The organism is Hydrogenovibrio sp. 3SP14C1, from assembly GCF_029625905.1.
GTDB lineage: Bacteria > Pseudomonadota > Gammaproteobacteria > Thiomicrospirales > Thiomicrospiraceae > Hydrogenovibrio.
The window spans coordinates 61,758-78,601 of record NZ_JARTLM010000009.1 but is presented as its reverse complement, the minus strand read 5'-3'; the positions used below and the strand labels follow the sequence as shown (position 1 = coordinate 78,601).

Here is a 16,844-nt window from a genome sequence, read left to right as displayed (position 1 = left end):
AAAAACGCGCACCATTTCGTTTTTATTTTGAACCAAAAAGAACAGTTTTAAATTGAAATTTGTACCGATTCCATCGATTTGTCATGATAGACCACATCAAAACAAGCGACAAAATTTCCTTCTTCCAAGAAAACCTGTTTTGAAATCGTAAAACACAGCTGCATATCAATCAAAGAGCGGTAAGGTTCAGACACATGTATATTTCCAGACTTTTGTAGCGCCTTGGTAAAATACCGTCGATTCTTCCAGCACAGGCCTTTCCCTTTCTTCAATACTTCAACACGATCTTCTACGCTCGGCGGGTCATACTCATTACTTACCTGAAAGCCTTCCTGATCCAAAATAAAAAACCGTTTCACAAACGAAAGGTTAGAGACGTGATCAGCCATCCTCTCTTCCAGAAAATCAAATTGATCTAACTCTTCCATTGACTCAAACAGTGCTTCATATCCTTTACGTTGAATACTGGTGATAAAAGTCCGTTCTTTAATATAAAGCGGATACTCATCAATCACCTCTTTAACACATCGTTGACCTTTTTCTACTTGATCCAGCAATTGATGCGGCCGGGCAAAATAAAAGCCTTGAACCAAATCAACCCCTGCATCCATCGCAAGTAAGGCCTGTTCTTTGGTTTCCACCCCTTCCAACAAGCAAACACTACCCGCTTCCTTAATCAAACGCGTCAAATTCTTAAGAATGCTTTGACTTCGTAAACTCTTCGAAGCTTCCAACAACACCCCTCGATCCAGCTTTACAATATCCGGTTGCGCTTTCCAGATACGATCCACATTCGAGTGACCCGCACCAAAGTCATCCAACGCGATCAAACAACCTAATCCTCTTAGCGTTTCAATCACCTGTTCAAACAACGTCTCATCGGTGATTTCACTTTCCACCACCTCAATGACGATTTCATGTCCTTTAATGTTTAAATCTTTCAGCACTTGTTCAATGCAAATATCATCCAGATTGGTGACATTTTCAAAGTCCAAGTTTAAAAACAACCAATTGTCAGGCAGCTTTGATTGCTGCCAATTTGTGACGTGCAATTGGTTTAACGCCTGACTGAAATTCGCCTGTTTCATTGAATTAGGCACTGTCAGACATTCATCCACCGTGACCTGAAACCCCGTTTCTAAAGACGTCCCTCTGACCAGCGCTTCAACTCCTACACATGCTTGATTCGAAAAACTATAAATCGGCTGAAACACCGAATAAAGTTTCTTACTTTCAATATTTAAGGTTTGAGTATCAGCCTTTTGAGGGCTTTGCATATTTAATCTTCTATTTATTACTGTCATTTAAAAGTCATAGCACTAGGATGCTCTTTATAAAACAAATTCACGCTGATGATTAGTCCAAATCATTCAGTCAAAAATTGGGCTATGCTGAACCTCTGCAATCGATTTATCTGAAAATAAACTGTCTTCACGCTGAGATCCAGAAATTAAGGTTGCGCAAAATGCTTCCGCCACTTCAGACAACCTTTTCCCTTGGTTCATCGCATGTCTCCGTATCTCATGGTATGCCTCATCCTCTGATATTCCTCTTGACTGCATTAAAAGACCTTTTGCTTTTTCGATTATGGCTCTATTGGCCAGCTTATCTTTTAATTGCGATAATTCTTTTTTTAAGGCACGTTGTTCGCTAAAGCGTGCTAAAGCGACATCAACGATTGGTTTCATACGATTCTGATTTTTATCCCCCACCACAAACGCCATTACACCCGATTTAACGGATTGTTTAATGACCTTTGAATCTCGTTCACTGGTAAAACAAATAACAGGAATGACTGGGTTTTCATTCAAGTCCGCCAAGGTGCTTAACACACTTTCCGACACATGATGACATTCCAGAACCAGCAAATCATAAGTGTCTGCTGACAAAAGCTCTGTCCAGCTTTCATCCATCGTCGTCACAGTCACATTCTGAGCACCTGCAAAAATTAACCCTGACTTCAGTTCTGCCGAATGGTTAACATCATCGCTGACTAATAACGCATTAAAGCCCATTTTAGGTTATCTCCACCATTGCAAATATAGCTCTACTAAAACAGCATGCATACCAAGCAAAATATTTACATAAAAAACAAACACTTAACCGAAAAACATACCTTTATTCAGCAAAAAAAGGAGTCCTTAAAAAATACACGTGAACCAGTTTAGTGCAAACAGCACATAGTTTTGACAGCGGAAGCTGAAAAGAGGATAAAGAAATAAGGAAATAAAAAAGCAAGGTTTAAAAACAAAAAAGCCCCGTTAGCAGAACTAACGAGGCTTTGGAATAATGGTGCGCCCGAAGGGAGTCGAACCCCTAACCGCTCGGTTCGTAGCCGAGTACTCTATCCAGTTGAGCTACGGGCGCATTTTGTGAAGTGCGTATTCTAGGGAGTTAAAGGCTTATTGTCAAGCAAATTACTGCTTGTTTTTTCTTTTATTCCTAACGCAATTTTAAAAGCAGAACTTGAATCAATAACAAATCTACTTTTGAAATAATGGCGGTGGACTAGGGATTCGAACCCCAGGTAGGCTACAAACCTACAACGGTTTTCAAGACCGCCGCCTTCAACCACTCAGCCAGTCCACCGGAACAGGTGCGTATTATAGAGCCCTCCCATATAATTGCAAGCCTTTCCCGGTTTTTTTACAAAAAAAATTCAAGCAATCGTTCATTTATTTTTTAATCGATCCTGAAGCAGAAGACGATTATTCATTAAGCGCTTAGGAATCAAAAACTTAGCATTTAAACGAAAAAACCACCAGGCCTGGTGGTTTTTGAAAGCGTAGCAAACAGGGTATGAAAATTATAAAACTTCCACGCCCCCTAAGTAAGGTCTTAAAGCGGTTGGTACGGTAATGGTTCCATCGGCATTCTGATAGTTCTCCAACACGGCAACCAACGTACGCCCCACCGCCAAGCCTGATCCATTTAAAGTGTGCGCCAGTTGAGGTTTATCTTGCCCTTTTCTGAAGCGCGCTTTTAAGCGGCGCGCCTGAAAGTCTTCAAAGTTAGAACACGAAGAAATCTCACGATACGCTTGCTGCCCTGGCAACCAAACTTCCAAATCATAGGTTTTAGCGGCTGAGAAGCCGATATCACCCGTACAAAGCGACATAACTCGATAAGGCAGTTCTAGCTTCTGCAAAATGGATTCGGCTTGCTGTGTCAAAGCATCTAGCGCATCATAAGATTGATCGGGATGGACAATTTGTACCATCTCAACTTTTTCAAACTGGTGCTGACGAATCAACCCTTTGGTGTCACGCCCATAAGATCCGGCTTCAGAACGAAAACATGGTGTATGCGCGGTAAATTTAAGCGGCAAGCTATCTTCATCAATGATTTCATCACGGAATAAATTTGTCACTGGCACTTCAGCGGTTGGGATTAAATATAAATCACGGTCCGAAGTATCGTGCTCTTCGTGCTTATCAATCTTGTATAAATCGGCTTCGAATTTCGGTAATTGCCCGGTGCCGTGCAAACTATCTTGGTTCACTAAAAACGGCACATACACCTCTTCATATCCCGCTTCGGCATGCGAGTCTAACATCAATTGTGTTAACGCTCGTTGAAGCTTGGCCATTGGCCCTTTCAACACGGAAAAGCGTGAAGAGGCAATTTTCACCGCGGCATCATTGTCATACCAGCCACGCGCTTCCGCTAAATCGACATGGTCTTTGATTTCAAAATCAAAGTTTTTCGGCTCGCCCCATTGGCGCAATTCAACATTGTCGTCTTCAGAGTTACCCACTGGGGTTGAGTCATGCGGTAGATTCGGAATGCCTGCATAAATCAGTTCGATTTCTGCCTGAATAGCATCAGAGGCCTGTTTGGCTTCTTCCAACTGATCCCCTAAATTAGCGACTTCATCCAATAACGGTTGAATATCTTCACCTGCCGCCTTGGCTTTACCAATGCCTTTCGAACGGCTGTTTCTTTCCGCTTGCAGCTCTTGGGTTTTGACTTGCCAGTCTTTACGCTTGGCTTCCAGTTCATCGATTTGCGCTGTATCCAGCACAAAACCACGCGTTTTCAGTTTGGCGGCGACCGTTTCTAAATCGGTTCTTAGTAATTTTGAATCTAACATGAATACATCTCTTTAAATAATAACTCTGTCACTTTGGCTTACGATATAACCAAAGCGTTAAAATAGGGTTTATTTTACGGACTGAAAATTTGTTTACCAGCCCAAATACCAAACCAAACCGCAAATAACCCAGAAAGCACACTCACACCGATATTCAGCATAGCTTTAGTAATTTCACCGGTTTGCAAAAAGGAGTAGGTTTCAAATGAAAACGTCGAGAAGGTGGTGAAAGCGCCTAGAAACCCAACAATTAAGAAAGATCGCATTTCAACCGAAGCATGAAACTTATCGATCATCAAAATCATTAAAAACCCGATCGCAAAAGAACCGATGAAGTTCACCGCTAAGGTTCCCCAGGCAAAGTCTCGCCCCCACCAGGCATACACCTGATTCGACAACATAAAGCGCGCCATGGCACCGAGCGCCCCGCCGAAACCGACGGCAATGAGTTGTAAAAAGTGAAAGGACTGCATCAGTCTTGTCTCCGTTTAATTGGCGAAACCGCATCCATTTGCGCTAGGCGCTGCATTTTATCGGCAATTTTAATTTCTAACCCGCGATTAACCGGTTGATAGTAATTTCTTTCCAACATTTCTTCTGGGAAATAACTTTCTCCGGCTGCATAGGCTTCCGGCTCATCATGCGCATAACGATAGCCTTCTCCGTAGCTTAAATTTTGCATCAATTTAGTCGGAGCGTTTCGCAAGTGTAAAGGCACTTCATAAGAGCCATGCTCTTTAATGTCTTTCAAAGCTGCTTTGTAAGCCATATAAACCGCATTCGACTTGGGCGCCACCGCTAAATAAACCGCGGCCTGTGCCAACGCCAAATCGCCTTCGGGCGAGCCCAAACGCTCATAAGCTTCTGCGGCGTTGATAGTGACATCCAATGCGCGCATATCGGCATTACCGATATCTTCACTCGCCATCCGAATCAACCGACGAGCTAGATAACGTGCGTCCACACCACCATCTAACATACGCGTCAACCAGTAAAGTGCCGCGTTGGCATCCGAGCCTCGAATGGATTTGTGCAATGCAGAAATCTGATCATAAAAGGCTTCGCCGCCTTTATCAAATCGGCGTACGCCCCCTTGAATCACTTCACGACAATTCTCCACCGTTAAAACGACCAGGCCTGGCGGATTTTCGTCCGTTTCTGCATCAGAGTCATCACGAGGAATGACTTCGGCAAAATCGACGGCTTGTTCCAGTAAGTTTAATAAACGACGCGCATCGCCGTCGGAAAATTGAATCAATGCGGCTTGGGCATCCGGTTCAATTCTGAGCGGTTGCGACAGTTCTTGGTTTAACAGGTCCGTGGCTCGATTCAATACCTGCTGCAAGTCATCTTCATCCAAAGAACGAAGAACATACACTCTGGCGCGGGATAACAAGGCGTTGTTTAATTCAAATGACGGGTTTTCGGTGGTGGCACCAATAAAAATAAACGTGCCATCTTCCACAAAGGGTAAAAACGCATCTTGTTGGGCTTTGTTGAAACGATGCACCTCGTCTACAAACAGTAAAGAGCCTTGCTGAAATTGCTGACGATGCAGTTTGGCTTGCTCAACCGCTGCACGAACTTCTTTAACGCCATCCAACACTGCCGACAAATTCAGGAACTGTAAGTCAGACTGTTTTGCAATCAACCTTGCTAAAGTGGTTTTACCCGTGCCTGGTGGCCCCCAGAAAATCATGGAGTGCATCCGCCCGGACTCAAACATTTTAGACAAGGCACGCCCTTTGCCGAGCAAATGGGTTTGCCCCACAAAGCCTTCTAACGTTTGCGGGCGCAGTCGATCCGATAATGGTTGGTAAGCTTGGTGTTCCATGCAATCTCTCTATGGCAAAGCTTGACCAATCACATCCACCCCTTTTGGCGGCTGAAAGTCGAATTGTTGGTCGCGAACCGGTTGATTCTGTTTAATATCTTCAAACACCACTTTGGTGACGTTATCGGCATTTTGATACATCCAAATCTGTACCATCTTGCCATCCGCAATCGCCACTTCCAGACTTTGGAAAAAAGTACCTTCTTTCGGGGTTAAATTATACCAACTCACGCCATCTTTGACCGAGCCGGGAATAATATTAAAGCGTTCTGACAAAGGTTCTTTATAAAGTAACCAGCTCAACGGAAAATCTGCTTCCACATTGGCTAAGGCACGAACAGTCGCTTGATCCAAATCGACATCATAGACCCAGACGTTTCGACCATCGGCAATGATTTTTTGAGGGTCAGGCTTTTTATAAACCCAAAGCAAGTGACCTGGGCGTTTCATTGCAAAATATCCGGTTGAACGATTCAAAGCAAACAAGCTTTCATCTGGTTGGGTTTGTTCAAACTTGGCACTGAATGTATTCAGGTTAGCAACAAAATCATTCAAGTCAGACAGATTCGCTCGTTCATTGGCGGATGACACTGCTGGCAAAACCAATACACAAGCCATACCCAAGCTTAAGATGATTTTGTTAAACGTTGCTTTCAAAAGCATATATTTTTCCTAAAAATTTGGTTGTTATTATTTCAACATTAATACGTTTTAATCGGAGGATTTTGGTGCCAGCACATCTCGGTTACCATTCGCTTTCATAGGTGAAACCACCCCGGCTGACTCCATTGCTTCCACAATTCTAGCCGCGCGGTTATAACCGATTTTAAACTGTCTTTGAACCAATGAAACGGAAACACGCTGGTTATCAACCACAAACGCTACGATTTGGTCGTAAAGCATATCTTGCTCGGCATCTTCTTCCAACGTTTTATTACTATTGTCTATTTGATTGGCTTGTGTCACGCTTTCCAGATATTGTGGCTCACCTTGTGATTTCACAAACTCGGCCACTGCATGCACTTCTTCATCGGACACAAACGCACCGTGAACACGTTTCGGGCTTCCAGTACCTGGTGGCATAAACAACATATCCCCCATTCCAAGTAATTGTTCTGCACCGCCTTGATCAAGAATGGTTCTTGAGTCAATTTTCGTATTCACCATAAAAGAGATACGCGTTGGAATATTCGCCTTAATCAAGCCGGTAATGACATTGACCGATGGGCGTTGAGTCGCGAGAATCAAATGAATCCCCGCCGCACGCGCTTTTTGCGCGATACGGGCAATCAATTGTTCGACCTCTTTCCCGACCACCATAATCATATCAGCAAACTCATCCACCACGACCACGATGTAAGGTAACGGCTCCAGCGTCGGTGGCTCCTCACCTAATTCATGTCCGAAGTTTGCGGGTTGTTGATAAAGCGGGTCAATCAAGGGTTCGCCTTTATCAATCGCCGCCTTTACTTTGGCGTTATAACCGGCAATGTTACGCACCCCTAGTTTCGCCATTAACTGATAACGACGATCCATCTCATAAACACTCCAGCGCAAAGCATTCGCCGCTTCCGACATATCTGTGACCACAGGGGTTAACAGATGTGGAATGTCTTCATAAATCGACAGTTCCAACATCTTCGGATCGACCATAATCAGACGGACTTCTTCTGGCGTACACTTATAGAGCAAGCTTAAAATCATGCTATTCACACCAACCGACTTACCGGAACCCGTTGTCCCCGCCACCAATAAATGCGGCATTTTGGCAATATCAGCCACCACCGTTTTGCCGGCAATATCCTTCCCTAGGGCAACCGTTAGCGGTGATTTAGAGTTCTGAAATTCATCAGAAGAAATGACTTCTCGGAAACTGACCATTTCTCGCTCGTCATTCGGAATCTCAATACCCACGACTGATTTACCGGGAATGACATCAACCACGCGAACCGATTTAACTGATAATACGCGCGCCAAATCTTTTGCGAGGTTGTTGATTTGACTGACCTTGACCCCTGGGGCAGGCAACACTTCAAAACGCGTTACCACTGGCCCTGGCTGAACGGCTTCAACTTTCACGGTGACCCCAAATTCTTTTAAGCGCTGCTCCAACAACAAAGACAACGCCGTCAATTCATCATCAGAAAACCCTTCTTCATATTCAGGCACTGGGCTCAATAATTCGACACTCGGTAACTCGCCCGATTCCATCACTGGAATCAAACTATTAGACGAAGCGCGTTTACCGACTTTAACATCCGATTTTGTCTCCGCTGTCGAGGCCGACGTTTCAGTATTTTTTGTCTCATGTTCCAGTGCAATACGAGGTTCTACTCTGGAAGATGTACCAGTATGGTTCGCTTCTGTTTTGAGTTTACTCTTAGACTTCATTTTTTCGGCCAACGCTTCAAGTACTTTCGTTTTGCGCTTATTGCCTGGCTCTTCAGAATTCGAGGCCGTTAAAATAGCAGGCGTTGATTTGTTTTCAATACGTTGGGCTGACGAAGTTTGTGGTTTATTCGTTTCATAATCGTTTTTAAAGTTTTGTAACTGCCCCATTAAATAATCGATTAGTTTCCAAATCATCATGCCGCTGTAATCAATAATGGTAATCCAAGAAAAACTGGTTAGCAGACTGAAGGCAATCGCAAAGACGACTAACAAGATTAAGGTTGCACCTAATAAGTCGACCATTTCAACCAAGGCCGTGCTGACCTCATACCCCAACACACCCCCACCGGAATAAGGCAAGTGAATCAAGACGTTATTGGGTTCTAAGTATAAAGAAGACAATCCAGAGCCGGCCATAATCATCAATAAAAGCCCAAGCATGCTCAAGGCAAAATGCAGATAATCTGTTTCTGAACCTGCACGGATTTTCAATGTCACCATGCCGGCAAACAGAAGACCAAATGGAATTAAAAACCCAAACAATCCAAATAGATACAAGATAAAGGAGGAAACCCATGCACCAGTTTCTCCTCCATAGTTTTTCGCCATTTGCCCATCGTTAACGGTATCAAACCCTGGGTCCGCGGGATGATAACTGAACAAAACGATAAACAAGAAAAAAGCCAGCCCAATACACGCTAGCAAAATCGCATCTTTGACCAACCAGTGAAATCTGGGTTCCGCATTCGCCTCAGTTGATTCTACTTCATTTTTGATTGATGACGATTTTGAGGATTTAAAAGACATATTTATACTATAGACCTTAATGTATTTGACTCTTCGAGTAAATTTATGAAATCTTTTATAAAAAGACAACCGCCTGAGAAGACAGTCACACTGATTCAATTATCCTTATTTCTTCGCAAATATAATTATGCAAAGCGTCTTGAAAAACTGCTAGAATTTTAGCATATTTCAAAAATACCCGTTCATTCTATTGCTGAGTGCTAATACAGACGATTCTTGATTGTATTTGTCTTAATCTCAATGGCAAGTTAAAGTGTCTCAACTAAAAGAATGCAACACGGTGACTCAAGCTGAATCTTGATCACCCCTTAAATTCAAACCGTTATTCTGACCACATGAAGTCAGATACACGATCAAACATGAAAAGGACAGGATGTTATGTCAACAAAGCATTGTAAACTCTTAATTCTCGGATCTGGGCCAGCAGGTTATACGGCAGCAGTTTATGCGGCACGTGCTAACTTAGAACCTGTCATGGTGACAGGGATGCAACAAGGTGGACAGCTCACCACGACCACCGAAGTGGATAACTGGCCTGGGGATGTTGAAGGATTAACAGGTCCTGACTTAATGGTTCGCATGCAAAAACACGCAGAACGTTTTGGAACTGAGATTTTGTTCGACCACATCCATACCGCTGAACTAAGCCAACGCCCATTCAAATTAATCGGTGATTCTGGTGAATATACTTGTGATGCCTTAATCATTGCAACCGGTGCTTCGGCTAAATATTTAGGCCTTGAATCAGAAGAAGCCTTTAAAGGAAAAGGGGTTTCAGCCTGTGCGACTTGCGATGGTTTCTTTTATCGCAACCAAAAAGTTGCAGTGGTCGGTGGCGGGAACACTGCTGTTGAAGAAGCACTTTACCTTTCTAATATCGCTTCTGAAGTTACCGTTATTCACCGTAGAGACTCATTCAGCTCTGAAAAGATCCTTTCCAAGCAATTATTGGAAAAGGCGGAAAACGGCAACATCAACATTGAATTCAACAGCTCTTTAGAAGAAGTACTGGGGGATAAAATGGGGGTCACGGGGCTTCGCGTCAAAAACAACCAAACCAATGAAAGCAAAGACATTGATGTTTCAGGCATATTTATCGCTATCGGCCATACACCGAATACCGGCATTTTCGACGGTCAATTAGACATGGATCATGGCTATTTAAAAGTACAAAGCGGGCTGCAAGGCAATGCGACACAAACGTCAATCCCTGGCATTTACGCAGCTGGTGACGTAATGGACCAAGTCTACAAACAAGCAATCACCTCTGCGGGTGCAGGTTGTATGGCAGCACTAGATGCTGAAAAATTCTTAGATCAACTTGAAGCACAAAGCTAATCCTTTTCTTCAAGCTGACCTTTTAGCTAAAAACAGCCAGGCCTGGCTGTTTTTAGAATCAATTACAGTCGTTACTGTTAACTTTTGAGGATAATATGAAAAAAACCATTCTTGCGACTTTTCTTATCACTGCACTTTACGGAACGCATGTTTTTGCTGCGGACGCTAAACTAGAAACAGTGGATCAGAAAGCAAGCTACACGCTCGGAACCGATCTGGCGAAAAACTTTGAAAAGCAAGGTGTCACTATTGATATTCCTGCGCTGGTTCAGGGCATGGAAGACGTCATTCAAAACAAAAAACTGCGTTTAACGGATGAGGAAATGAAACAGGCCGTTAATCAAGTGAAGCAGCAAGTGATGCAAAAGCAAGCTGAAGCGCGTAAAAAACAAGCAGAGCTGAATGCAAAAAAAGGAGAAGCTTTCCTTAATCAAAACAAAAAAAATGACGATGTACATGCCGCCAAAAGTGGCCTCCAGTACAAAATCATCAAGGAAGGTAAAGGGACACCTCCTACAGCGGAAGACAAAATTACCGCGAACTATCGTGGGACATTAATCGACGGGACGGAATTTGATAGCTCTTATAGCCGTGGCATTCCTCTTGAATTCCAAATGGGCGATGTGATTACCGGCTGGGGTGAAGCGCTCAAACGAATGAAGCCTGGTGCTAAATGGGAAATTTACGTGCCACCTTCTTTAGGCTATGGTTCTAAAGGTGCGGGCGATGTTATCGGACCGAATGAGACGTTGATCTTTACCATCGAACTTATCAAGGTCGACAAAGACAGCGATCAATAGAAATAAAAAAGCCCAAGTACTATCCATGTACTCGGGCTGTATTATTCAATACAAAGGGAGGATTAGTTGAAGACTCAACTGCAACTAGTATACCCAACAACATTATACTTTTCTAATATAAAATTCATCTATCAGTATAGATAAAATTTATCTCTACCTCTTCTTTTTTACCGAATAACTTAGAGCACCAACGCATCAACATCGACTAACGCCATTACATCAAAGGCTGGTTCTTCATAAGGATGGGCTTTTAAGAACGCAGACATCACTGCTTTTATTTTTATTTTCTCCACCACCATTTCCACTCGATATTCTTCTACTTTTTCCAAGCTGTCTTGCTGACCAATATAAGGCTGGCTGCCAGCTAAGGCTCGAAACTGCCCCATTCCCTTTATCTGCCAACTACAGCAATCATAATGACCTATCCGGCCAGCCCCGGCTTCGAAAACGGCTGACTTGACTGACTCAAGGTGAGATTCCGGAACAAAAAAACAGAATTTATACATATTCATCCTTAAAACCTACTAGAATAAATGCCATTTCATCAACGAAGATTAAGTTAGACGGAGGCATCATGAAAAACATTCTTATTACCTACTCCATTATACTGGCACTGGGTATCAGTTCGATGGTAACAGGTATTCACTACCTTGCAAACATTGCAGGATTCATCTCTGCAGTCGGATTTATGATTGTGTTTTTCAAAGATCAGCCTGCCAACTTGACGGAAGAAGACGCTCAGCAAGCTGCGAAAATGAGACGTTATTGGTATATTGTTTTTGGAACAGGGATTCTTTTCAGTTTATTATTTGGAAGTTTCTGGAACAGTGAAATGGGCAATATGACCTAAAGCTTCTTTTTTCTTCTTTTCAGAATCCAATAAAAAAGCACCTTATCGGTGCTTTTTTTATAGTTTAATATTTTTCCATTACCATTGCTTTAGAACAGGTCAATATCACCCTCATCCATCGACTCAGATGACACTCGTTTCATACGCTTAGATTCAATCTCTTCACGCTCCTGATGAATGGTATGCCTAAAGCTTTCTAAGCGCTCTTTATGTTCTGCAACCGACTTGACAGGATCGTTTTTACTTTCTTCGATAAAGTGATTAATTTTATGCGAGAAGCCGCTCAAATTTTCAAGATGGTTAAGCACTTGTTCTACCAATTGGCGAACAATATCTTCAAACTGCAATGAACGCATGGCATTGGACACACTGACCTCAATTTCAGAAATAATCCCTGATACATCACCGAGCTTATCAGAAATACCACTATTCATACTTTCTAAGTCAGTAACGAGAACTGTCACTTGTTCTTGAGATGTATTAGCTTCTTCCATATCTTTCGCCGCGGTATCGCTTACCAATTGACGCACGTGATCAACCGTTTGTTTGGCTTTTTCGGCTTGGTTACGAATCTGTTCGTTCAGCAAGTTTGAATTCAAGGACAGCTTTCTAACCTCATCGGCAACCACCGCAAAGCCACGCCCTGCTTCCCCTGCTCTGGCGGCTTCAATTGCCGCGTTCAAAGCTAACAGGTTGGTTTGATCGGCAATGCCTTTTACATCTGCCAACAAAATGAAGATCGATTCAATCTGATCCACCATATCGTCAATCTTACCAACAGTTTCATTACTGCGCTGACTGGACTTTTTCAATAATGAAATAAGATAGCCTAAGACTTCTTTAATTTCTGATGAGAACTTTTGAATACTCATCCCTTCACCGCTACCACCGAGATTATCCAGCAGAGAAACCACCAGCTGATATTCCGATTGAGTTTGAGAATGCAATCCAGAAAAACTGTCACTTAAGGTTTCGATAGCTTCTGCCACTAGCTCTTTAACCTGCAGCAACTCACCTCTAACCACGTCCACCTCTTGATCGACGACGGCATCAATGTCATTCATAATCACTTGAAGCGCATCATCAATCACGGCTGCATCAAAATCAGCAGATTGAGAAGTAACAACAGGTGTTGCCGTGGCTTGCGAAGATGGCTTTGAAGCAGCGTCTCCCAACCTGGCAATTCTTGCCACGACCAGAGTCCATGTCACAGACACCAACACCGCGACAATTGCCCCAATAAATGGAATCTCAATAAAAGTCAGTGCGACACCTACGATGGTGACTAGCCAAGCGGCCCAATATTGCTTCATTACCTGCAACATGTATCTTTTTCCCCAATCAAAATATTTTGAATATACGAAGCACTTTACATGCCAAGAAAATTCTCTAAAAACGTATTCGGGTATTATATAAAACTTATTGAAAGATTAGGATGTGTTTGGTTAAAACCACCAAATTAAAGCCCCCTGTTAAGCCCTTTAAAGACAAAGGACTCAAGATAAGGAAAGCGTTATGAACTTAATGAGAGAAGGTACTATTTTTTAAGCAATGAAAGGATTTTTTCGGGAATTGATTCTAACGGTAAAACATAGTCGGCAGCGCCAAGTCTCACCGCTTCTCCAGGCATTCCCCATACAACACACGTTTTTTCGTCTTGCGCAATGGTCGGAACTCCAATCTCTTGAAGCTCTTTCATGCCTTTTGCACCGTCTGCTCCCATACCCGTTAATAAAACACCCACGGCATTTTTCCCCACACTTTGAACAACGGTACGAAACATCACATCAACTGAGGGTTTATGACGATTAACTGGTGGGCCGTCATTTAAACGACAAATATAACCCGAGTGGGTTCGCTCAACCAGTAAATGCTTATCTCCTGGTGCAATATAGACATGTCCTGCCAAAATGGGTTGACGATCTTCAGCTTGTGTTACTTCCATCTCTGAAATGCTATTCATCCTCTGTGCAAAAGGCAAACTAAAAGAAACTGGAATATGTTGTGTAATCACGATAGCGGGCGTTGAAGCAGGCAATCGCATTAAGACCTCCTTAATGGCTTCAGTTCCACCAGTCGATGCGCCCAATGCAATTACTTTATGCGATGGCTTAGCAAAATTTGAAGGCGCTTTTTTCGGCACTATCGCATCCGTCGTGAATTTTTCAACCACTTTAGAAACCAATGAACCCGGTTTAGACAATACTTTAGGCTTACTTTCTTTATTGGCTACATAGCGCGCATACTGTCTTTCAAGCTGCCCCCTAGAGACCTTTGCAGCGGTTTTGACCTTGCGACAGATTTCATCAGTATATTGTTCAAATGTATGCTGCAAATCAATCTTCGGTTTTGCAACAAAATCAACGGCTCCGAGATCAAGCGCTTCAAACGTAATGCCCGCTCCCTTCTCGGTGAGGGTTGAAATCATCACCACTGGCAAAGGATGCAATCGCATTAAGTTTTTTAAAAACGTCACGCCATCCATACGGGGCATTTCAACATCCAAGGTCAAAACATCAGGGTGAAGTTGCTTGACTTTTTCTCTTGCATCGTAAGGATCTGATGCCGTGCCGACCACTTCGATCTGTGGGTCTGACTTCAGCATCTCTTGTAACATTTGTCTAACTAAAGCAGAATCATCAACGACTAATACCTTTATCTTTGACATCCTCTCCCCTTTCTTTCATTCATTACGTCCTATCTGTGAACGCTTGAGTTTATTTTATTTTTTTATAAATCGTTTGGCCAAGCAATTCGAATCGATCACAGACTTTATAGAGTGATTCAGAATGACCAATAAATAAATGTCCATCATCAGGCAGCAAGTTGGCATATCGGTCAAATAATTTTGCCTGAGTTGTCTTATCGAAATAAATGACGACATTGCGACAAAAAATCACATCAATGACATCTTTAATCGGCCATTCATTCATCAAATTGACTTGACCAAAATCAATAATCTGCTGCAACTCGGGTTTAACTCTTACATAGCCATCTTTCGATCCGGTTCCTTTTAAAAACCAACGCTTTTTACGTGCTTCAGAAACCCCTTTCAGGCGGTCTACCTTATACACCCCCGTTCTACCGGTTTCCACCACATTGGTATCCAAATCCGTGGCTAGCACACGTGCATCCCACCCGGCAGGAACGGCCTCTTTTAGCACAATGGCTAACGAATAAGGTTCTTCACCGGTAGAACAGCCAGCCGACCATATTCGAATCTTTTTACTACTTTTATTATGTTCAATAATGGATGGGATAACGGTATTAGCAAGATATTCGAAGTGATGATTTTCCCTAAAAAAGAATGTTAAATTAGTGGTGATCGCATTGATCAGATGAACAAATTCCGATTCTCCCTGTGCCTCAACAAAACTGAGATACTCTTTAAAAGAATTGAGCTCCAAAAAGCGAATACGTTTTGCTAAGCGGTTGTAAACTAAGTTTTTCTTTGAGTCATTCAAATCGATTCCGGCGAATTCATATACGAGAGCCTTAACTCTCATAAAATCTTGCTCTGTAAAGTCAAACTCTCTTTCACTCACCAGCGATTATCCTTCTAGTTTCAACCCATAATTGTTGTATTGTTGTATTAATTATAATTGCTTCACCCATCGTTTACAGTTTATTATTTAACTCTATGAAACACAATATAACTGGATTGATTGCTTTATGGCACTAACGCCGACGGGAATGCCTCCTAATTTAACGCTAAACGCAAGTTCTGGGCAAGCGTTAAAACTTGCTTTAGGTAGCACCTATACGGTTAACATCGCCAAAGTAGACGGAAGCCAAGTCAGTTTTTTCTTGGCCGGAAAGTCATTAACCGCCACAACCCAACAAACGCTTACCGAAGGCAAGCCCTTAACGGTCAAAGTCACGCAAACCCAACCCAACCTTGTGTTACAGATTCAACCAAAGTCTGCGCCTCAAGATAATGCCGCAAGAAATCAAGCTCTTATTCAATCGGCTTACCGCCAACTTCTGCCCAACCAAATCCCAATTTCTCAAGGCATACAGCAATTAACGTCCTTGACGAACAGTGGACTTTTACCCACGACGATTCAGGCCCAGCTATCAAGCTTGTTGGAACAATTATTCAAGCCCGGCACACAAACATCAGCTAGGGAGTTAAAAAGACAGCTACTTTCAAGTGGTTTGTTTTTAGAAAGCAGCTTATCAAACGCTAAAAAACCGCCCCCTGGAGACTTCAAGGCAAAGTTATTACAACTGCTTCAATTGGTCAATCAAACCCAAGCTAACAAACAACCTGAGCTTTCAAGGCTTTCTAGCATACTCAACCAGACCTTGAATCGTTTAACGCTTCAACAATTACAAGCTGCAGAAAACCCATATCTAATGAACATTCAGCTGCCGTTGGCGCCCAATGATTTTTTAAAAGAGCTCTCGATTGATATTCGTAAACAAAAAAACGCCTCCCCTCCCTTTTGGGAAGCCATCATCAATTTACAACTCCATGAAGGTGAACTATCCAGCAAACTGCTTATTCAAGAAGACATCATTTCCATCATGCTTTGGGCTGACAATACAGCACTGGAAAAAACGGTCACCGACAAACTTCCTCTATTAAGGGAACAATTTCAAGAAGCATCAATTCCGTTAAAGCACTTAATGATGTCAAAAGAAAAACCAACCAATACCGCTCATGCAGAAAAAGTCGCTTTAATTGACATCCATATTTAACATTAACACTTGGTCTCGTAATTGCTT

At 42.6% G+C, this 16,844-nt stretch carries 15 protein-coding genes and 2 tRNA genes; 4 read left to right on the top strand and 13 right to left on the bottom strand.

Annotation, left to right across the window (positions count from 1 at the left end):
* Positions 1 to 47: 47 nt before the first annotated feature.
* The 9 genes from P8629_RS08915 to P8629_RS08875 all read right to left on the bottom strand — a co-directional run bounded on the left by P8629_RS08915 (position 48) and on the right by P8629_RS08875 (position 9,125).
* Entirely contained in the window at positions 48 to 1,277 is a 1,230-nt protein-coding gene (locus P8629_RS08915) for a sensor domain-containing phosphodiesterase (protein WP_278165778.1), read from the bottom strand.
* Between the two features lie 93 nt (positions 1,278 to 1,370).
* Entirely contained in the window at positions 1,371 to 2,015 is a 645-nt protein-coding gene (locus tag P8629_RS08910; RefSeq protein ID WP_278165777.1) for an ANTAR domain-containing response regulator, read from the bottom strand.
* Positions 2,016 to 2,290: 275 nt separating this feature from the next.
* A tRNA-Arg gene (locus tag P8629_RS08905) sits at positions 2,291 to 2,367 on the bottom strand.
* 131 nt (positions 2,368 to 2,498) lie between these two features.
* Positions 2,499 to 2,589, bottom strand: a tRNA-Ser gene (locus P8629_RS08900).
* Between the two features lie 217 nt (positions 2,590 to 2,806).
* The gene (serS, locus tag P8629_RS08895) at positions 2,807 to 4,093 is read right to left on the bottom strand and encodes a serine--tRNA ligase (RefSeq protein WP_278165776.1); all 1,287 of its coding nucleotides are present in this window, start codon (positions 4,091 to 4,093) and stop codon (positions 2,807 to 2,809) included.
* A gap of 74 nt (positions 4,094 to 4,167) precedes the next feature.
* On the bottom strand, positions 4,168 to 4,566 hold the full coding sequence (gene crcB, locus P8629_RS08890) for a fluoride efflux transporter CrcB (protein WP_278165775.1): 399 nt from the start codon (positions 4,564 to 4,566) through the stop codon (positions 4,168 to 4,170).
* A complete protein-coding gene (locus P8629_RS08885; protein WP_278165774.1) occupies positions 4,566 to 5,927 on the bottom strand; it encodes a replication-associated recombination protein A in 1,362 nt (453 codons plus the stop codon). Before P8629_RS08885 ends, crcB begins: the two co-directional genes overlap by 1 nt.
* 9 nt (positions 5,928 to 5,936) lie before the next feature.
* Positions 5,937 to 6,590 (bottom strand): outer membrane lipoprotein chaperone LolA, encoded by a 654-nt coding sequence (lolA, locus tag P8629_RS08880; protein WP_278165773.1) that lies wholly within the window; start codon positions 6,588 to 6,590, stop codon positions 5,937 to 5,939.
* Between the two features lie 48 nt (positions 6,591 to 6,638).
* The gene (locus tag P8629_RS08875) at positions 6,639 to 9,125 is read right to left on the bottom strand and encodes a DNA translocase FtsK (RefSeq protein ID WP_278165772.1); all 2,487 of its coding nucleotides are present in this window, start codon (positions 9,123 to 9,125) and stop codon (positions 6,639 to 6,641) included.
* 378 nt (positions 9,126 to 9,503) lie between these two features.
* Here P8629_RS08875 and trxB point away from each other — a divergent pair, with 378 nt between their 5' ends.
* Positions 9,504 to 10,463 carry a thioredoxin-disulfide reductase gene (gene trxB, locus P8629_RS08870; protein ID WP_278165771.1) on the top strand — a complete coding sequence of 320 codons (960 nt, stop codon included), beginning with the start codon at positions 9,504 to 9,506 and terminating at the stop codon, positions 10,461 to 10,463.
* A gap of 95 nt (positions 10,464 to 10,558) precedes the next feature.
* A complete protein-coding gene (locus P8629_RS08865; protein ID WP_278165770.1) occupies positions 10,559 to 11,263 on the top strand; it encodes an FKBP-type peptidyl-prolyl cis-trans isomerase in 705 nt (234 codons plus the stop codon).
* 179 nt (positions 11,264 to 11,442) lie between these two features.
* Here P8629_RS08865 and P8629_RS08860 read toward each other — a convergent pair whose 3' ends face one another.
* Complete coding sequence (locus P8629_RS08860; protein WP_336618924.1) at positions 11,443 to 11,775, bottom strand: NGG1p interacting factor NIF3; 333 nt, start codon at positions 11,773 to 11,775, stop codon at positions 11,443 to 11,445.
* Between the two features lie 62 nt (positions 11,776 to 11,837).
* Here P8629_RS08860 and P8629_RS08855 point away from each other — a divergent pair, with 62 nt between their 5' ends.
* A complete protein-coding gene (locus P8629_RS08855; protein WP_278165769.1) occupies positions 11,838 to 12,113 on the top strand; it encodes a hypothetical protein in 276 nt (91 codons plus the stop codon).
* An 89-nt stretch (positions 12,114 to 12,202) separates the two neighbouring features.
* On the opposite strand, the gene P8629_RS08850 is transcribed toward P8629_RS08855, so the two are convergent.
* The 3 genes from P8629_RS08850 to P8629_RS08840 form a co-directional block, all read right to left on the bottom strand.
* Positions 12,203 to 13,426, bottom strand: a complete 1,224-nt coding sequence (locus P8629_RS08850) for a methyl-accepting chemotaxis protein (protein WP_278165768.1) — start codon at positions 13,424 to 13,426, stop codon at positions 12,203 to 12,205.
* A 224-nt stretch (positions 13,427 to 13,650) separates the two neighbouring features.
* Positions 13,651 to 14,781 carry a protein-glutamate methylesterase/protein-glutamine glutaminase gene (locus P8629_RS08845; RefSeq protein ID WP_278165767.1) on the bottom strand — a complete coding sequence of 377 codons (1,131 nt, stop codon included), beginning with the start codon at positions 14,779 to 14,781 and terminating at the stop codon, positions 13,651 to 13,653.
* 49 nt (positions 14,782 to 14,830) lie between these two features.
* Positions 14,831 to 15,658, bottom strand: a complete 828-nt coding sequence (locus P8629_RS08840; RefSeq protein ID WP_278165766.1) for a CheR family methyltransferase — start codon at positions 15,656 to 15,658, stop codon at positions 14,831 to 14,833.
* A gap of 127 nt (positions 15,659 to 15,785) precedes the next feature.
* Here P8629_RS08840 and P8629_RS08835 point away from each other — a divergent pair, with 127 nt between their 5' ends.
* Positions 15,786 to 16,817 carry a flagellar hook-length control protein FliK gene (locus tag P8629_RS08835; RefSeq protein WP_278165765.1) on the top strand — a complete coding sequence of 344 codons (1,032 nt, stop codon included), beginning with the start codon at positions 15,786 to 15,788 and terminating at the stop codon, positions 16,815 to 16,817.
* Positions 16,818 to 16,844 lie beyond the last annotated feature (27 nt).